Here is a 17,523-nt window from a genome sequence, read left to right on the forward strand (position 1 = left end):
GTCAGGCGCGGACCGGCGTTCCGCTCAGTGCTCCGCCGAGGCCGCCAGTCGCGCGTTCAGCGGGCCCGGGTCGACGTATTCCTCGATCCGGCGGACATGCCGGTCGTCGCAGAAGACCCGGAGCATGGCGGGCATACGGATTCCCTCGCACCGCCCGCCGAGTTCGACCACGTGCTGTTGCACGAATCCGTCGTCCAGTACCGTCCGCCGCACTTCCGCATAACGCAGCGGGCCGGCTTTGGCGGCGAGCCAGGAAAGCAGCCGCAGGCTTTCCGCGCGTGTCTGGTCGACGTCGTCGTAGTTGTGCCAGACGGTCACGTCCGGGCTGTACAGCGCGTCCAGTTCGGCGAGGTCCCCGCGGGAGACCGCGGCGAAGAACCGGTCGGCGAGGGCGGAGACGCCCGCGCTCATGCCCGCTCGCCGTCGGGCTCGCCGGTGGGGCCGTAGTTGAGCGGCAGGCCCGGTCGCGGCCAGTCCACCTTGACCAGCTGTCCGGTGCTGGCCATGGTGATGTACGCGGTCCGCAGTCCCTCGCCGCCCCAGCAGATGTTGGTGAGGCCGGGGTCGTTGTCGACGTCGATGTCGACGAACTCCACGAGTTCACCCTCCGGGCTGACCACGGAGATGCCGGTGTGGACCATCGACGCCACACACAGGTTGCCGCCGGCCTCGATGCCGAGCCCGTCGAAGTTGGTGTGGTCCGGCGCCGTGTACAGGAAGTTGCCGCCGCCGGAGCCGCCCATGGACAGCCCGCCCTTGATCTCGCCCGGAGCGGTGACCTCCCACCACCACACGCGAGCGGTGAACGTCTCGTTGACGTAAAGACGCGTGCCGTCCGGGGAGAGCCCGATGCCGTTGGGGCCGTCCATCCCGCCGGTGAGCTGCTTGATCGAGGTGCCGTCGGCGGTGGCGTAGAAGAGCCGGCCCTTGTCTCCGGTGACCCCGTCGCTCTTGCCGTAGTCGGTGAAGTACATGCCGCCGTGGGCGTCGAAGACCAGGTCGCTGGCGCTGCGCAGCTGCTGTCCGTCGCACTCCGTGTACAGCGTCTCGACGGAGCCGTCCGTGAGGTCGACCGCCTGGATGCTGCCGGTGACGTAGTCCGGGGCTATGCCGCCGGCCCAGGTGAAGCCGCCGACCTCGAAGCCCATCATGCCGCCGTTGTTGGTGACGTAGACCCGGCCGTCCGGGCCGAGGGCCGCGCCGTTGGGACCGCCGCCCAGCTCGGCCACCACCGACGTGGTGCCGTCCGGAGTGATCCGGGTCAGCGTCCCGCGCAGCAGTTCCACGACCAGCACGTCACCGTTCGGGAGCGCGACGGGCCCCTCGGGGAACTTCAGTCCGGTGGCGAGAGTGGTGACATTCATGTGCTTTCCCTTCCCGTGATGCTATTTCCAGCCGACTTCGTTTCTTTTCCGTCGGACCTTTATCGCAGTGCGAGGCCCGGTCGCGGCCAGTCCACCTTCAGCAGCTTTCCGGTGCTGGAGGCGGTGATGTACGCGGTGCTCAGGTGCTTTCCTCCCCAGCAGATGTTGGTGATTCCCGGGTCGTCGCCGACATTGATGTCGACGAATTCCACGAGGTGCCCCTTCGGGCTCACCACCGAGATGCCCGCGTGGATCATCGATGCCACGCAGACGTTCCCTCCGGCCTCGACGCCGAGCGAGTCGAAGTTCGTGTAGTCCGGCGCGGTGTACAGGAAGTTGCCGCCGCCGGAACCGGCCAGGGACAGACCGCCCTTGACGACTCCGGGGGCCGCGACCTCCCACCACCAGACCCGCGCGGTGTACGTCTCGGACACGTACAGCCGCTTGCCGTCCGGCGAGAGGCCGATGCCGTTGGGGCCGTCCATCCCGTCGGCCACCTTCCGGATCGACGTGCCGTCGGCGGTGGCGTAGAAGAGCCGCCCCCGGTCGACGGTGGTCGCGCCGGTCTTTCCGTGGTCGGTGAAGTAGAAGCCGCCGTGGGCGTCGAGGACGAGGTCGTTCGGGCCGCGCAGTTGCTGGCCGGCGGCCTCGGTGTACAGCGTGCGCACCGACCCGTCGGCGAGGTCGACCACCTGGATGCTGCCGGTGACGTAACTCGCCGGCGTGCCGCCCGCGAAGGTGAAGCCGCCGACCTCGAAGCCGTTCAGACCGCCGTTGTTGGTGACGTAGACCCGGCCGTCCGGGCCGAGGGCCGCGCCGTTGGGGCCGCCGCCCAGCTCGGCCACCACCGACGTGGTGCCGTCCGGGGTGATCCGGGTCAGCGTCCCGCGCAGGACCTCGACGACGAGCACGTCACCGTTCGGGAGCGCGACCGGCCCCTCGGGGAACTTCAGCCCGGTCGCCAGGACGGTGACCTTCGGCTTGCGGCGCCTGGCCGGCCCGCCCGCGGCGGCCGCCGCGCCGACCGGGCCCAGCACCGCGGCGCCCGAGGCGCCCGCGGTCACCGCGGTCATACGTCCGATCAGCGACCGGCGCGAGAGGGGCCGCCGCGGCGGCGAGGTGTCCTGACCGGGCTCCGCGGACTCTCCGGTTCTTTCCATGGCCAGCCGTCCTTTCGGTGGATGGAGCTCGTGGATGGATCTCCTGGTGAACGAGGTACGAGGGTCACTCGCCGGTGGCGAACCGGTCCCGCAGGTCGTTCTTGCGGATCTTGCCGCTGACGGTCTTGGGCAGGGCGTCCGCGAAGAACACCGCGCGCGGCTGCTTGTACGAGGCGAGCCGGCTCCTGCACTGCGCCACGATGTCGTCCGCCGAGACCTCCTGCCCCTGCCTGCGGACCACCACGGCGGCCACCTTCTCGCCCCAGACCGGGTCCGGAAGACCGATGACCGCGGCCTCGGCGACCGCCGGGTGCTCGTAGAGAGCGTTCTCGACCTCGCTGGAGTAGACGTTCTCGCCGCCGGAGATGATCATGTCCTTGGCCCGGTCGACGATGTAGAGGAAGCCCTCCTCGTCCTTGCGGGCGAGGTCGCCGGTCCGGAACCAGCCGTCGACGAAGGCCTCTTCGGTCGCCTCGGGATTGCCGTGGTACCCGACGGTGACCTGGTCGCCCCGGACGACGATCTCGCCCACCTCGCCGATCGCGCAGTCCTCGCCGTCGGGCCGCACCACCCGCACGTCCACCAGGGCCATCGGCTTGCCGACCGCGTCGAGCAGGTGCGCCTCGCCGTTCGCGGCCCGGATGTGGGCCTCCTTGTCGAGGGTCAGCATGTTCCCGGCCAGCTCGGTCATGCCCATGCCCGCGTACACGACGGGCCCGAACCGCTCGATCGTGCGCCGCAGCACATCGACGGGGATCTTGGAGGCGCCGTAGCCCATCCATTCCAGACTGCTCAGGTCGTACTCGTCGATCCTGGGGTGGGCGAGCAGCATCGACATCATCGTCGGGGCGAAGCCGCCGCTGGTGACCTTGTGCTCCTGGACCAGCCGCATCCACTGCTCCGGGTCCCAGCCGGACATCATCAGCACGGTCCCGCCGTTGAACTGGTGCATCGGCGTGAGGTAGCCGGCCACATGGCACAGCGGCATCGCGTTCAGATAGGTGGTGTCCGCCGTCGGCTCGTAGGCGAGCACCGACTGGATCAGGGCGGTGTTGACGTTGCGGTGGGTGAGCTGGGCGCCCTTGGGGAATCCGGTGGTGCCACTGGTGTAGAGCAGCCAGGCGACCTCGTCGTCGGTGACGCGCACCTCGGGCTCGGTCGGCCGCCCCTCGGCGACGAGGTCCTCGTAACTGCGCACCCCCGGCCGGGACTCACCGATCACGACGATGTGCTCGACCGTCTCCAGGTCGCCTCGGTGATCGGTCAGCGCGTCCAGATGGCGCTCCTCGACCAGGACGACCCTGGCGCCGGAGTTGTTGAGGATCCACACCCATTCCTTCGGGTGCAGACGGTAGTTGAGCATGGTCAGCGCCATGCCCGCGGCGGGGACGCCGTAGTAGGCCTCGACGTACTCGGGGTTGTTCTCGGACAGGATCGCGATCCGGTCACCCCGCGAGGCGATGCCGAGGAGGGCGTTCGCCAGGCGCATCGCGCGCTCGTACAACTCGGCGTAGGTGCGGGTGCCGCTGCCGTCCACCATGACAAGTGCGTTCTTGCCCGGAGTCCGCATCGCATTGCGGCGCAGCACATCACTGATCAGCATGCCGTTCTTCCTCCTGGGTGTGGTGCGGCCGGGGGCGCTCTCGCCCCCGCTCGTCGCTGTCGCCTGTCGACGCTTGCGGGGAACCGCCGGTGGGTTTCGCCGGCCGCGTTCTCGGGCCGGCGCGATCCCGCGGGTCCGGGCGGGTGGTCCCGGACCGGCGGATCGGGGACCGGTCGGTCGCGGACCGGTCGGTCGCGGACCGGTCGGTCGCGGACCGGTCGGTCGCGGATGGCGGGCCCGCTCGGGACGTCGTCCCGCGGGTACCGGCCCGCCGCTCGGTCGTGGTCTGCGCGGTCCGACGGTGTACGCCGTGCGCACCGCGCCGGGAGGCCGCTCCCGCGACCGCTCCAACTCTGTACCGTTCGGTCGGTACAGCGCATGTAACCACAGGGAATTCGGGTTCGTACAGACCTCGGAAGGCGCCGCGCCGATTGATCGTGCAAGGCTTTCCGCGGACCGGGAATCCCCCGTCCGAGCAGGCCTGATCGCCGGTCGCGGTACGGCTCCGCGGCGCGGCTGCGGGCAGACCGGGGCAGGGCACCGGCCGCGCACCGGGTGCCCGTGCGATCCTCAGACGCGCAGGGCGCGCCGTCCGCTCACTCCTGCGGCTGCTGTTCCGTCAGGTGGCGCCGCAGCGAGGCGCGCGCCGCCAGTACGTGCGAGGCCATCACCGACTGCGCCCACAGTCCGTCACGGGCGTCCATCGCGTCGACCAGCTCACGGTGCTGCCGCAGGCTGCGCCGCATCTCCTCGGGCGAGTAGTTGTGGAACGTGTGGCGCACCAGGGAGATCTCGATGACCCCGGAGATCAGTCCGGGCAGCAGCGCGTTGCCGGCCGCCCGGTGCAGCGTGCGGTGGAACTCCACGTTGAGCGCGGTGATCCGGTCGTCGGCGTCGTCGCCGCCGGCAGCCGCCACCTCGTCCATCGCGTCGCACAGTGCGCGCATCTCCTCGACGAACGCCTCGGATCCCTCGCGCTCGGCCGCGCAGCGCGCGGCATGGCCCTCGAGCAGCGCCCGTATCTCGAAGATGTCGTCGAGGCCGGCCGACCCCATCCCGGTCACCTGCGTACCCCGGTTGGGGTGCACCTCGACCAGGCCGTCGGCCTGCAACCGGCGCAGCGCGTCGCGTACGGGGGTGCGGCTGACGTCGAGCGCGGTGGCGATGTTCTCCTCGCGCAGCCATGCTCCGGAGGCGTACTCCCCCGTCAGGATGCGCCTGCGCAGTTCCTCGTAGACCCTCGCCGACGGTCTTGTCATCGTTCCCACTCCCGGTACGGCGCCGATCTGTGTGCTCCAGGACGCCGCCGTGCACCGTCCGCCCGGAGGATCACCGCGGCGGCGCGGGGAATCGCCCGGCGCGCAGCAGTTGACCCGGCAACGGCCTGCCGAGCACCTCGGTGATCCATGCCGCGGTGGACAACAGCGCGTCGAGGTCGACGCCGGTGTCCACACCTTGTCCTTCGAGCAGGTAGACGAGGTCCTCGGTCGCGATGTTACCGGTCGCGTTCGGCGCGAACGGGCAGCCCCCGATACCCGCGACGGAGCTGTCCAGGACCGACACGCCCGCCTCGAGGCCGGCGTAGGCGTTGGCGTAGCCGGTGTTGCGGGTGTTGTGCAGGTGCAGTCCGAGCGGGACGCCCAGCCCGGCCGCGCCGGTGAGCAGCCGGGTCACCTGCCGGGGGACCCCGACGCCGATGGTGTCGGCGAAGACGATCTCGTCGGCCCCGACGGCGGCGACCTGTCCGGCGAGGTCCAGGACCCGGCCGGGGTCCACCACCCCCTCGAACGGGCAGCCGAACGACGCGGCGAGGGTGACGCTCGCGCGGCGCCCGTCGGCGTGGGCCGCGGCGACGATCGCGCCCACGTCCGCGACCGACTGCGCCACGCCGCGCCCCTGGTTGCGCTGGTTGAACGACTCGGTGACGCAGAAGGCCATCCGGGCCTCCACGCACCGGGTCCGCGCGAGCCGCTCGTAGCCGCGGGGGTTGAGCACCAGCGCGGCGTGCTCCACACCGGTCACGGGCTTCGCCGTGGCGCAGACCTCCTCCGCCCCGGCCATCCGCGGTACGCGCGCGGGGTTGACGAAGCCGGCGATCTCCACCCGGCGAAGGCCGGTGGCGGACAATCGGTCGACGAACTCGGCGCGCAGCTCCGGGCTCAGCTGCTCGGCCTCGTTCTGCAGGCCGTCACGTGGGCCCACTTCACAGATTCTGACGGTCACGTGCTGTCTCCTTGTGCAGCCGGCGGACTCGGGCGGGGCTAGATGACGCCCTGCTCCCGGAGCCGGGCCCTGGCCTCGGTGTCCAGCCCGAGGATGCCGCCGTACACCTCGTCGTTGTGCTGTCCGAGTTCCGGGCCGAGCGTGCGCACGGCGCCCGGGGTCGCGGACAGCCTGGGGGCGACGTTCTGCATCGGGAACGAGCCCAGCTTGTCGTGCATCAGCCGGACGATCGCCTGCCGCGCCCGGAAGTGGGGGTCGGCGAGCATGTCCTCGGCCGTGTAGATCAGTCCGGCGGGTACGCCGTGGTCGTGCAGCCGGGCGAGCAGTTCCTCGGCGTCGAACCGCCGGGTCCACTCGGCGACCAGCTTGTCGAGCTCCTCCAGGTTCTCGCCGCGGGCGGCGTGCGTGCCGTACCGCTCGTCGGTCCGCAGCTCCGGCCGGTCCATCAGCTCGGCCAGCCGGTTGAAGACGGTGTCGCGGTTGGCGGCGATCAGGACGGCCGATCCGTCGCGAGTGGGGTAGACGTTGCTGGGGGCGACTCCCGGCAGGACCGAACCGGTGCGCTCGCGCCGCGATCCGGTGAGCTCCCACTCCGGCAGGACCGCCTCCATCAGCGCCAGTACGGCTTCGTAGATGGCCGAGTCGACGACCTGGCCCCGCCCGGTGTGCTCGCGGGAGTACAGGGCCATCACCGTGCCGAGTGCGGCGAACATGCCGGCCAGCGAGTCGCCGATCGAGATGCCGGTGCGGCTGGGAGCCCGGTCGGGCTCGCCCGTGATGTACCTCAGGCCGCCCATCGCCTCGCCGATGGATCCGAATCCGGCACGGCGCGCGTACGGGCCGTCCTGGCCGTACCCGGTGACCCGGGTGACCACCAGCCGCGGGTTGATCTCGGCCAGTTCGGCGGGGCCGAGCCCCCATCGCTCCAGGGTGCCGGGCCGGAAGTTCTCGATGAGGACGTCGGCCGTGGCGAGCACGTCCCGCAGGAGCCGCTGCCCTTCCGGCCGGCGCAGATCACAGGTGATCGACTTCTTGTTCCGGGCGATCACCGGCCAGTTCAGCGAGAGCCCCTGCGGGAGCAGGCGCCCCCACTGCCGCATGGGATCGCCTCCGGCGGGATCCTCGGCCTTGATCACCTCGGCCCCGAAGTCGCCGAGGAGCTGCCCGCAGAACGGTCCCGCGATCAGTGAGCCGGTCTCGACCACCCGGACTCCCGCCAACGGTCCCCGGGAATCCCCGGCCGCGCCCGGGGGCGCCGTACGCGAGTCGTCGCTCCGCTCGTCGTCAGGCATGCGATGTCCACCTCTCTCCCCTTGTGTGCACATCGACCGATCGTCAGCTTGTACACAATCAGAACCCGAAGGCGGCGGGCTTTGCGCAGCGCCGCGCTTCTGATCACGCACACTAACCATCAGTGGCGAGAAATGACAGAGAGATTGTGCTCAATTTTCGGCGTGGTGCCGTCGCCGCCCCGGGGTCCCGGCAGCCCGGACCCCCTGCCCGCGGGGTGCCCGATCGCCGGAGCGAGGCCTCCTGCTTGCGATCCCTGCCGCAGGTGCCAGCCTGGTTCGGGGGCCCCTGTACACCGTCACGCGAACTCATTTCCTTGCTCACCGCATGGAGGGAGAGAGGGCGACATGAGGGCAACGTTCCTGTACAAGGCCGGTGACGTGCGCGTCCAGGACGTGCCGGACCCGGTGATCGAGCAGCCCACCGACGCCGTGGTGCGCGTCGTGCGCTCCTGTGTGTGCGGCAGCGACCTGCACCCGTACCACAACCTGGCGGCCGCGGACGGGCCCGCCCCGATCGGGCACGAGTTCATCGGCGTGGTCGAGGAGTTCGGCCCGGAGGTGTCCGGACTCGAACGGGGCGACCTGGTGGTCTCCCCGTTCGCCTTCGCCGACAACACCTGCGAGTTCTGCCGCGAGGGCCTGCACACCTCCTGCCCCAACGGCGGCTGGTACGGCAGCGGCGGCGTCGGCGGCGCCCAGGCCGAGGCGGTGCGGGTGCCCCAGGCGCAGGGCACGCTGGTGAAGCTGCCCGCCGGGGTGGAAGAGGGCCTGCTGCCGTCGCTGCTGACCCTGGCGGACGTGTACGGCACCGGGTACCACGCCGCCCACCAGGCGCGGGTCGAGCCGGGTGACTCGGTCACCGTCATCGGTGACGGCGCGGTCGGACTGCTCGCGGTGCTGTCGGCCCGGCAGCTCGGCGCGGAGCGGATCATCCTCATGGGCCGCCACGAGAACCGTACCGACCTGGGACGCTTCTTCGGCGCCACCGATGTCGTGGCGGAGCGCGGCGAGGAGGGCATCGACCGGGTGAAGGACCTGACCGGCGGGCACGGCACCCGAGCGGTACTGGAAGCGGTCGGGCACCTGCCCGCCTACGAGATGGCCGTCGGCGTGGTGCGCCCCGGCGGTGTGATCAGCCGGGTCGGCGTGCCGCAGTACGAGGAGGCCCCGGTCGGCTTCGGCAGCCTCTTCGGCCCGAACGTCGGCCTGACCGGCGGACCGGCCCCGGTGCGCGCCTACATCGACGCCCTGCTGCCGGGCGTCCTGGACGGCTCGGTCGAACCGGGACGCGTCTTCGACCGCACCGTCACCCTGGACGAGGTGCCCGACGGCTATCGCGCGATGGACCGGCGCGAGGCGCTGAAGGTCATGATCACGTTCTGATCCCTCCCGACACCCTCGGCGAGCCCCCTCCCGACACGCCGGGCGAGTCCGCCGTCCGACCCGCCCGCCAGATCCTCCGTCCGACCCCTCGGACAGATCCTCCGTCCGTGCCGGCTCCTCCGTCCGGTCCGCCCGACGGGCATGGTTCGTTCGGCCCGCGCCGGCTTGCCCGCCCGGGCGGGCCACGGTGGTGTTCAGGCAGAGACATCCCCATGTCGAGGCCTGGCCAGCGGAAGGACGGATCATGCGAATACCCCGGTCCACGGCGGGCCTCCGACGGCGCACCGCACCCCTCGCCGCGGCGGTCGTCTGCCTGACGGCGGTGACCCGGCCGGACCTCGCCGCGGCCGCGCCGCCGCTGCCCCCGGTGCCGGCCCCGCACCTCGACTGGCGTCCCTGCACCTCCGGCGGCCCGTTCGACTGCGCGACCGCGAAGGTTCCGCTCGACTACCGCGAACCCACCCGGCGTTCCATCCGACTGGCCGTCGTCAGACGGAAGGCGACCGGTCCCGGACGACGTATCGGCACTCTGTTCATGAATCCCGGCGGCCCCGGAGGCCCCGGCACGCTGCAGATGCCGCAGTGGTACGAGTTCTTCCCGAAGGAGGTGCGGGAGAGGTTCGACATCGTCAGCTGGGACCCCCGGGGCGTCGGCGAGAGCACGGCGGTGCGCTGCTTCGACAGCGACCTGGCCTCCGCGGTCTGGCAGGCACGCGTTCCGGCCGGATTCCCCGTCGGCGCGCGGGAGCGGGCGGCCTGGACGGCCGCGTACCGGGATCTGGGGCAGCGCTGTACGAAGCGCGACCCGGAACTCCTGCGCCATGTGTCGACCACCGACACCGCCCGGGACCTCGACCTGCTCCGCCGGTCGCTGGGCGAGGAGCAGCTCACCTACCTCGGCACGTCCTACGGGTCATTCCTCGGCGCCACCTACGCCAACCTCTTCCCCGACCGGGTCCGCGCCATGGTCCTCGACGGCAACTTCGACCCTCGGTCCTGGTTCGGCGAGGGCACCGGCACGGAGCCGGAACTCACCACCTTCCAGCGCCTGGGCGCTGACATCGGCGCGGCCGCCACCCTGGACCGGTTCCTCTCCCTGTGCGGTGCCGCCACGCCCGCGAACTGCGCCTTCTCGGCCGGCAGCCCGGCGGCGACCCGCGACAAGTTCGCACGGTTGTCGACGCGACTCGCCGAGCACCCGGCGGGTGCGTGGACGTACGGCGCGACCGTCGACGACCTCCTCACCAACCTCTACGTCGTCCATCCCGCGTGGTCCCGGGCCGCCACCCGGCTGGAGGACCTGTGGCAGGGCCGCGCACCGAAACCGTCGCCCCCGCTGTTCCCGCAGCCGGCGAAGTTGCCCTACCTGGGGGTGGAACAGGCGGCCGCGGTGCTCTGCTCCGACAGCCCCAATCCGCGCGATCCGGCCGCCTACCAGGCCCTGGCGGAACTGGGCGCCCGCCGGGCGGGAGCGGCCGGACAGTACTGGGCCTGGGCCTCGGAGGGCTGCGCCCAGTGGCCCGCCCGGGCCGCCGACAGCTACACCGGCCCCTGGAACAGGCCCACGGCCCACCCCCTGCTGCTGGTGAACAACACCTACGACCCGGCCACTCCGTACCGGGCCGCGCGGGCGATGGCCACGCAGCTGGCCGACGCCCGGCTGCTGACCGTGCAGGGGTACGGGCACACCGTCCTGCTCAACCCCAGCACCTGCGCCAAGGACTACGAGAGCCGCTATCTCGTCGACGGGATCCTCCCCCCGGCCGGGACGACCTGCCGGCCGGACAGCCCGCCCTTCGCCACCGGCAGACCGAAGGACGACGCCGACAAGCCGAAGGACAGCGCCGACAGACCGAAGGACCGTACGGACACCCCGCCGCTCTCCGCCGTCAAGCCGCGGGGCGGCATGGACACCGGCGAAGGCGCGCTGGCCGGCGTCGCCGGCTGAAGGCACCCCCCTCGACGGGCGACGGTCTGCCCGGTGGGAAGCTTGCGCGCGTGCGTTCCGGGGCTACGTGTGCTCCGGGTGTACGTGTGCTCCGGGTGTACGTGTGCTCCGGGTGTACGTGTGCTCCGGGTGTACGTGTGCTCCGGGCGCGCGCGGTGCTACGGACCGGTCCCGGTCGCCGGGAGCTCCAGGCGCAGTTCGTAGCCGCCGTCGGCCGTGGGGCCGGCGGTCACCGTGCCGCCGAGGAGGGCGGCCCGCTGTTCCAGACCGACCAGCCCGTAGTGCGCGCTGGGCAGCGGCAGGGCGGGCCGGGTGGGCGCGGTGTTGGTGACGGTGACCCGGACGGCGTCGCCCTCGTGACGCACACACACCGTCGCGGTGGCGCCGGGAGCGTGTTTGCGGGTGTTGGTGAGCGCTTCCTGAACGGTGCGGTACACCGCGCGCTGGACGGTCTGCGGCAGCCCCTCGGGGACGTCCGTCGCCAGCCGCACGTCGATACCGCTGCTGCCGACCAGTTGCTCCAGGTCGGCCAGGGACGGCTGCGGGGTCAGTTCGGTGGGGCGCCCGCCGGAGGCGCGCAGGACGCTGACCATGTGGCGCAGCTCGTCGAGGGTCTGGACGCTGAGCCGCCGGATGGTGCCGGCCGCCTCCTTGGCCTCGGCGTCCCGGGTGCCGACCTGGAGCGCCCCGGCCCGTACCGCGATCAGGCTGACCTGGTGCGAGACCACGTCGTGCATCTCGCGGGCGAGCTGGGCGCGCTCCCTGGCCAGGACCGCCTGTGCGGTCAGCAACTGCTCGTGGTCCCGGGCCTCGGAGATCTCGGCGAGCCGCAGCGACAGGTCGCGCCGGGTCTGGACGAGCTGGCCGAGGAAGACCGGCGCGGCCGCCGTCGCCCCGGTGTAGCCAAGGGTGATGAAGGTGCTGCCCTGGGTGAGATCCAGGCCCGGGGAGGGCCACGAGCTCACGTCCCCCAGCGTGAACAGCAGGGCGCAGACGGCCAGGAGCGCGCGGTGCCGGGTGATCGAGGCGAGCGTGTACAACGCGATCAGCGAGGCGATGACCGCGTCGGAGAGCAGGACGGCGGGGAGGGTGAGCAGGAAGGTCAGCAGCGGCAGGCGGCGGCGCACGATCAGGGCGAAGGCGGCGCCGAGGGCACAGGCCATGCGCACCCAGGCCTCGGGGTCCCAGTGCGCCCATACGTCGAGCAGCGCGACCCCGACCGGTACCGCGTCCAACAGCACCGGGGGCGGTCGACGCGGCACCCTCAAAGGGGTTCGCCCTCCTCCCGGAGCAGGCCGGCCCGTTGGGCGAGCAGGGCCGCCTGGACCCGCCCGCCCACCTCCAGCTTGGTGAGGATGGCGCTCACATGGTCCTTCACGGTGCCCGTGCTCAGGTAGAGCCGGGTGGCGATGTCGGTGTTGGACAGTCCTTCGGCGATCAGCACGAGCACCGCCCGCTCACGGTCGGTGAGGCGGTCCAGGCCGCCTGTGCAGCGGTCCCGGGAACCGGCGTCCAGATAGCCCGCCACCACGGTGCGGGTGACCTTGGCCGACAGTACGGTGCCGCCCTCGGCCAGGGAGCGCACCATGAACGGCAGCTCCTCGGGGTCGGTGTCCTTGAGCAGGAAGCCCGCGGCGCCCGAGCGCAGCGCCGTCGCCACGTACTCGTCCATGTCGAACGTCGTGAGCATGGCCACGACCGGGGGGTCGGGGAGCCCGCGGAGTTCGGCCAGGACGGTCAGGCCGTCCACGTCCGGCATCCGGATGTCCAGCAGCACGACGTCGGGGGCGGTCTCCCGTGCGGTGTGCAGTGCCTGGGCGCCGGCCACCGCACCGACGACCTCGATGTCGTCGGCCGTGTCGAGGATGCGCTGGAAGCCCATGCGGATCAGAGCCTCGTCGTCGACCACCAGTACCCGGATCACGCGTGCTCCCTCACGGACGGACCACTGTCCGATTCGTACCACGTCGCCGGGCACTCCGCCCGATGCAGGACGCCCGGGCCTCGGACCCCGGATCCGGGACCCCGGTCCGTCCCGATCGGCCGGCGGGTGCCGCGGGACCAGCCAGTCGGCGGGGTCGGTCCGGACATCTGCCGGATGGCTGCCGCCCACCGGGCGCACGCAACCTTGGACGCATGACACACGACGCACCGTCGGCCGTGGCGTCCGCCGCGCGCCCGGTGGACGCCACACCCGCCGGCCCCGCCGAGATCGCCGGTCCGCCGTCGACGGGCCGTCTGATCGGACTCGACCTGGCCCGTGGCCTGGCGATCGTCGGCATGTTCGCCGTGCACCTGGGCCCCGACCCGTCGGTGGGCGGACCGGTCGGCTGGCTCCTGGAGGTGGCCAGCGGCCGCTCCGCCACGCTCTTCGCCGTGCTGGCGGGCTTCACCCTGGTGCTGCTGACGGGCCGGCCGCAGCCCCGGACCGGGCGGGCCGGACGGCAGGCGATGGGCCGTGTACTCATCCGCGCGGCCGTCCTGGTGGCCCTCGGATACGCGCTGACCGCCCTGGACACCCCGGTCAACGTGATCCTGTCCTATTACGGGCTGCTGTTCGTCCTCGCCCTCCCCCTCCACCGACTGCGGGCCCGCACCCTGGCCGCGGTCGCCGCGGCGGGCGCGATCGTCCTGCCCCTGGCGCTGTACCTGCTGCGGGCCGCCGCCGAGGGCGGGGACTGGTCCGACACCCTGATCGCCCACGATCCCCTGGCCCGGATCACCGGCACGGACGGGTTCTTCGGTCTGTTCGTCACGGGCGACTACCCGGTCCTGACCTGGTTCCCGTTCATCGTCGCGGGCATGGCCCTGGCCAAGACCGACCTCACCCGGCCCCGCGCGCTGGCCAGGGTCGCGGCCTGCGGAGTCGCCCTGGCGGTGGTCGGGTACGGCGGGTCGTGGCTGGCCCTGCATCTGGTGCCGGGCGCCCGGGCCGCCGTGAGCGCGGCCGTGGGAGGCGGTCCGGCCGCGTCCGCCTGGTGGTCCGACGCCGTCGGCGACGGGCCGCCCCTGCCCGGCAGGCCCGCCTGGCTGCTGGTGGCGGCCCCGCACAGCGAGACGACCGGGTCCATCGTGGGCAACACCGGTGTCGCTCTGGTGGTCGTGGCGAGCTGTCTGCTCGCCACGGCCCGCTTCGCCCGGGTACGGCGGCTCGGTGCCCCGGTGATCGCGCTCGGCTCCGTCTCCCTGACCGCCTACGTCGGCCAGATCGTCGCCATCAAGGCGTTCGGCATCAGCGAGGACATGTCCGACGCGGAGTCGTTCGCGGTCCTCGTCGCGTTCGTCACCGTGGCCATGCTCGTGGCCCTGGCCTGGACCCGCCGATTCCGGCGCGGCCCTTTGGAGTACGCCATGCACACCGCCACCGCACCCGCCCAGCTCATCCACTAGCCGACAGTGCGGCGTCCGACCACGCAACGTGGCACGGAAGTCGAGGAGGTCAGACGAATGACGACGTGTCTGACGTTTCTGAGCGCGACCGCCGAGGAGACCGCGAGGGTCTTCGGTGACCCGCTCCCGCTCGCGGGCGGCCCGCCGCGGAGCACCTCCCCGCACCCGGGGTTCCCGCCGTACTCGCTGGCCGTGCGGGGACCTTCGGCGCGCTGCGCGCGGACCGCCGACGCCCTCGGCCTGGAGACCGTGCCCGAACCCGCCCTGCGGGACTTCGACTACGGCCGGTGGCACGGCCGCACGGTGGCCGAAGTCGTCGCCGACGACCCCTACGGCTACTCGGCCTGGCTCACCGATCCGGACGCCGCGCCGCACGGCGGCGAGTCGGTCCGCGACCTCTGCGAGCGCACCGCCCGCTGGCTGGACCGTCTGCCGTCCGACACGGACCGGGCCCTGGCCATCGTCGAACCGTCCGTCATCCGGGGCGCGCTCGTGCATGCCTTCTCGGTACCCGCGAGAGCCTTCCGGCACCTCGACCTGCCGCGCCCGCTCACCGTCGTCTCCCTGATCCTGCGCGACGGCGCCTGGCACGTCCGTTACGGCCACGGGACCGCGTCCGACGTCCGGGAGACGGCCCCGGACGAGGCGGTGCCCTCGGCACGGGCCCGCTCGGCGGACCGGCGGGCGGCCGGGCGGGAGTACACGGGCGGCGCCTACGGACCCGTCGTCTGACCGACGCCCGGTCCGGAACGACACGACAGGAACGGTCCGGGAGGCGCGGTTCGACAGGAACGGTCCGGGAGGCGCGGTCCGGCAGGGGGCTCCGCCCTGCCCGCACCCGTGCACGCTGCACCCTGCACTCCCCCGGCCCCTCCCCTCGCGTCCGCGCCCCGCGGGCCTCATCGCGCGGTGCCCGCAGACCGTACGACGCGGCTCGCAGGCCTCCTGGGTATGGTGTGGGCGGTCCGGCGGTCAGGCCATGCCCGGCGAAGGGCGGCCGGCATCCGGGCGACCGCACCACGGCCGCCGAGGCCGCGAACAACGAGGAGTTCCGTGAGCGAGACCCAGGTCGTCACCGTGCCCCGCCCGCTGACGCTGGACGACGGCCGGCCCGCCGCCGCGGCCTGGTCGCTCGACCCCGCCATGCTCCACCTCAACCACGGCTCCTTCGGCGCCGTGCCGTTGGTCGCCCAGCGACGGCAGAACGAACTGCGGGCCGAGATGGAGAGCGCGCCCGTCGTCTGGTTCCGGGACGTGACCGAGCGGATCGCCGCCGCCCGCGCCGAGATCGCCGAGCACCTCCGGGTGGACGCCGCGGACCTGGCGCTCGTCCCGAACGCCAGCGCGGGTGCCAGCGTCGTGTACGCGGCCCTGACCGCGCGCCCCGGCAAGGACGTCGTCGTCACCGATCACGGCTACGGCGCCGTCACCATGGGGGCCGAGCGCCTCGCCCGTCGCTGGGGCGGCAGGGTGCGCACGGCGCGCGTGCCGCTGGCGGCCGACGCGGACCAGGCGTACCGGGCGGTGATGTCCGAAGTGGACGACCGGTGCGGCCTCGTGGTCCTGGACCAGATCACCTCGGCCACCGCCCGCAGGCTGCCGGTCGAGCGGGTCGCGGCCGAGCTCGCCCGGCACGACGACATCACGCTGCTGGTGGACGGCGCGCACGCCCCCGGACTCCTGGCCGCCCCGTTGGAGGGGCTGGAGCACGGCGACGCGTGGGTCGGCAACCTCCACAAGTGGGGCTGTGCGCCCCGCGGCACGGCCGCGCTGGTGGCCCGCGGCCCGCTGCGCGAGGATCTGTATCCGCTGATCGACTCGTGGAGCGCCGCCGAGCCGTTCCCGCGCCGTTTCGACCAGCAGGGCACGCTCGACGCCACCGGCCCCCTGGCGGCGCCGACGGCGCTGGAGTTCGTCGAGCACACCTGGGGCTGGGAGACCGCCCGCCGCCACATGGACGAACTGGCCGACTACGGGGCCCGCGTGATCGGTGCCGCGTTCGCCGGCTCGGCGGGGGGTGCGCCGGAGGGCGTCGATGTCGGCATGCCCGTGCCGGGGATGCGGCTGGTCCGGATTCCCGAGGGGCTGGGGACCACGCGTCTCGCGGCCGACGCGCTGCGCGACCGCGCCACCGTCGAACTGGGTGTGGAGTGCGCCTTCACCAGTTTCGACGGAGTCGGCTACCTGCGGCTGTCCGCGCATGTCTACAACACCCCCGACGACTACGACCGCTTCGCGCAGACCTGCGTCCCGGTCCTGGAGGACTGGGGCCGGGAGGCCCGCCGGGCCCGCGCCTGAAGAAGCGGCACTCCCTGTCGCGCCCCGGTGACCCGGTGGCCCGCGATGCCGGGTACCGCATGCCCGGTGACCGGCGCCGGTGCCCGCGTCCGCGGGCCGTACGCGCACGCGCCGCGTCCGGCGCCGGTACCGGTCCCGAAGGGCGCTCGCGGGGTACGGCCGAGTTGTTGGGCCACAGGCGGGGAGGCAAGCTGAATGCATGGAGCCTCAGGGCGGGGGCGACGACGGGCGCCCGCTGATCGAGTGGGCGTTTCGCCAGGCGTCGATGTCGTTCTCGGTCTTCGGCGTCGACCAGCGTTACCTGCGGCTCAACGACATGGCGGTCCGCCTGATGGGCATCGAGGAGGACGTCCTGCGCGGCCGGGTGTTCCCGGACGGCGTCCCGGCGGACGTGGACCGGCGGGGCACCGTGGCCGCGCTGCGGGACGTTGCCGCGACCGGGCGGCCCCGGCACTACGAGGGCTACACCCGCGCCCCCTCCGAGGCGCACGAGCACGCCTGGAGCCTCGAACTGTGGCCCGTGCGCGACCCGGCCGGAGAGGTCTGCGCGGTCGCGATGGCCGCGTTCGACAGCAGTGAGCAGTACCGGGCCCGACAGCGTCTGGCGGTGCTCGACGAGGCGGCCGTCTCGATCGGCACGACCCTGGACCTCGATCGCACCGCGTGCGAACTCGCCGCCCTGGTGGTGCCGCAGTTCGCGGACTTCGCGAGCGTGGACCTGCTGGCGCCGGTCGTCCGGGGCGAGGAGCCGGCCACCGGCCCGCCGGACGCGGCCGTCGTACTGCACCGGGTCGCGCACCTCTCGACCGTCGAGGGCAGCGCCGAGCCGGTCATCGGTCCCGGGGCCGTCGACACCTACCCC

Annotated in this window: 15 protein-coding genes; 6 read left to right on the forward strand and 9 right to left on the reverse strand. The window is 72.6% G+C overall.

Annotated elements, in window-relative coordinates; translation table 11 throughout:
- Nucleotides 1-24: 24 nt before the first annotated feature.
- From ACZ60B_RS35950 to ACZ60B_RS35980, 7 genes are all read right to left on the reverse strand, one after another.
- Nucleotides 25-411, reverse strand: coding sequence for a nuclear transport factor 2 family protein (locus tag ACZ60B_RS35950; RefSeq protein WP_469394695.1), 387 nt, complete (start codon nucleotides 409-411; stop codon nucleotides 25-27).
- Nucleotides 408-1,364 carry an SMP-30/gluconolactonase/LRE family protein gene (locus tag ACZ60B_RS35955; RefSeq protein ID WP_469394697.1) on the reverse strand — a complete coding sequence of 319 codons (957 nt, stop codon included), beginning with the start codon at nucleotides 1,362-1,364 and terminating at the stop codon, nucleotides 408-410. Before ACZ60B_RS35955 ends, ACZ60B_RS35950 begins: the two co-directional genes overlap by 4 nt.
- Before the next feature lie 59 nt (nucleotides 1,365-1,423).
- Nucleotides 1,424-2,524: an SMP-30/gluconolactonase/LRE family protein gene (locus tag ACZ60B_RS35960; protein WP_469394699.1), complete on the reverse strand. Its 1,101-nt coding sequence runs from the start codon at nucleotides 2,522-2,524 to the stop codon at nucleotides 1,424-1,426.
- A gap of 64 nt (nucleotides 2,525-2,588) precedes the next feature.
- A complete protein-coding gene (locus ACZ60B_RS35965; RefSeq protein ID WP_469394701.1) occupies nucleotides 2,589-4,127 on the reverse strand; it encodes a class I adenylate-forming enzyme family protein in 1,539 nt (512 codons plus the stop codon).
- Nucleotides 4,128-4,723: 596 nt separating this feature from the next.
- Nucleotides 4,724-5,386 (reverse strand): GntR family transcriptional regulator, encoded by a 663-nt coding sequence (locus ACZ60B_RS35970; protein ID WP_469394703.1) that lies wholly within the window; start codon nucleotides 5,384-5,386, stop codon nucleotides 4,724-4,726.
- 70 nt (nucleotides 5,387-5,456) lie between these two features.
- The gene (locus ACZ60B_RS35975; protein ID WP_469394706.1) at nucleotides 5,457-6,350 is read right to left on the reverse strand and encodes a hydroxymethylglutaryl-CoA lyase; all 894 of its coding nucleotides are present in this window, start codon (nucleotides 6,348-6,350) and stop codon (nucleotides 5,457-5,459) included.
- A gap of 38 nt (nucleotides 6,351-6,388) precedes the next feature.
- On the reverse strand, nucleotides 6,389-7,642 hold the full coding sequence (locus ACZ60B_RS35980) for a CaiB/BaiF CoA transferase family protein (RefSeq protein ID WP_469394708.1): 1,254 nt from the start codon (nucleotides 7,640-7,642) through the stop codon (nucleotides 6,389-6,391).
- A gap of 345 nt (nucleotides 7,643-7,987) precedes the next feature.
- On the opposite strand from ACZ60B_RS35980, the gene ACZ60B_RS35985 reads away from it, so the two are divergent.
- Both ACZ60B_RS35985 and ACZ60B_RS35990 read left to right on the forward strand, forming a co-directional pair.
- Entirely contained in the window at nucleotides 7,988-9,025 is a 1,038-nt protein-coding gene (locus ACZ60B_RS35985) for an alcohol dehydrogenase catalytic domain-containing protein (protein WP_469394710.1), read from the forward strand.
- A gap of 244 nt (nucleotides 9,026-9,269) precedes the next feature.
- The gene (locus ACZ60B_RS35990) at nucleotides 9,270-10,973 is read left to right on the forward strand and encodes an alpha/beta hydrolase (protein WP_469394713.1); all 1,704 of its coding nucleotides are present in this window, start codon (nucleotides 9,270-9,272) and stop codon (nucleotides 10,971-10,973) included.
- 158 nt (nucleotides 10,974-11,131) lie between these two features.
- Here the strand turns inward: ACZ60B_RS35990 and ACZ60B_RS35995 are convergent, their stop codons facing one another.
- Nucleotides 11,132-12,235: a sensor histidine kinase gene (locus ACZ60B_RS35995; RefSeq protein WP_469394730.1), complete on the reverse strand. Its 1,104-nt coding sequence runs from the start codon at nucleotides 12,233-12,235 to the stop codon at nucleotides 11,132-11,134.
- 2 nt (nucleotides 12,236-12,237) lie between these two features.
- Nucleotides 12,238-12,897 (reverse strand): response regulator, encoded by a 660-nt coding sequence (locus tag ACZ60B_RS36000; protein ID WP_469394715.1) that lies wholly within the window; start codon nucleotides 12,895-12,897, stop codon nucleotides 12,238-12,240.
- Between the two features lie 212 nt (nucleotides 12,898-13,109).
- Here ACZ60B_RS36000 and ACZ60B_RS36005 point away from each other — a divergent pair, with 212 nt between their 5' ends.
- The 4 genes from ACZ60B_RS36005 to ACZ60B_RS36020 all read left to right on the forward strand — a co-directional run.
- Nucleotides 13,110-14,363, forward strand: coding sequence for a DUF418 domain-containing protein (locus ACZ60B_RS36005; RefSeq protein ID WP_469394717.1), 1,254 nt, complete (start codon nucleotides 13,110-13,112; stop codon nucleotides 14,361-14,363).
- 57 nt (nucleotides 14,364-14,420) lie between these two features.
- Nucleotides 14,421-15,095 (forward strand): histidine phosphatase family protein, encoded by a 675-nt coding sequence (locus tag ACZ60B_RS36010; RefSeq protein WP_469394719.1) that lies wholly within the window; start codon nucleotides 14,421-14,423, stop codon nucleotides 15,093-15,095.
- 321 nt (nucleotides 15,096-15,416) lie between these two features.
- Nucleotides 15,417-16,661 carry an aminotransferase class V-fold PLP-dependent enzyme gene (locus tag ACZ60B_RS36015; protein ID WP_469394721.1) on the forward strand — a complete coding sequence of 415 codons (1,245 nt, stop codon included), beginning with the start codon at nucleotides 15,417-15,419 and terminating at the stop codon, nucleotides 16,659-16,661.
- 199 nt (nucleotides 16,662-16,860) lie between these two features.
- The coding region (locus tag ACZ60B_RS36020; protein WP_469394723.1) for a PAS domain-containing protein at nucleotides 16,861-17,523 on the forward strand (663 nt) is incomplete at its 3' end.

It is taken from the genome of Streptomyces sp. NPDC104096 (assembly GCF_055584385.1).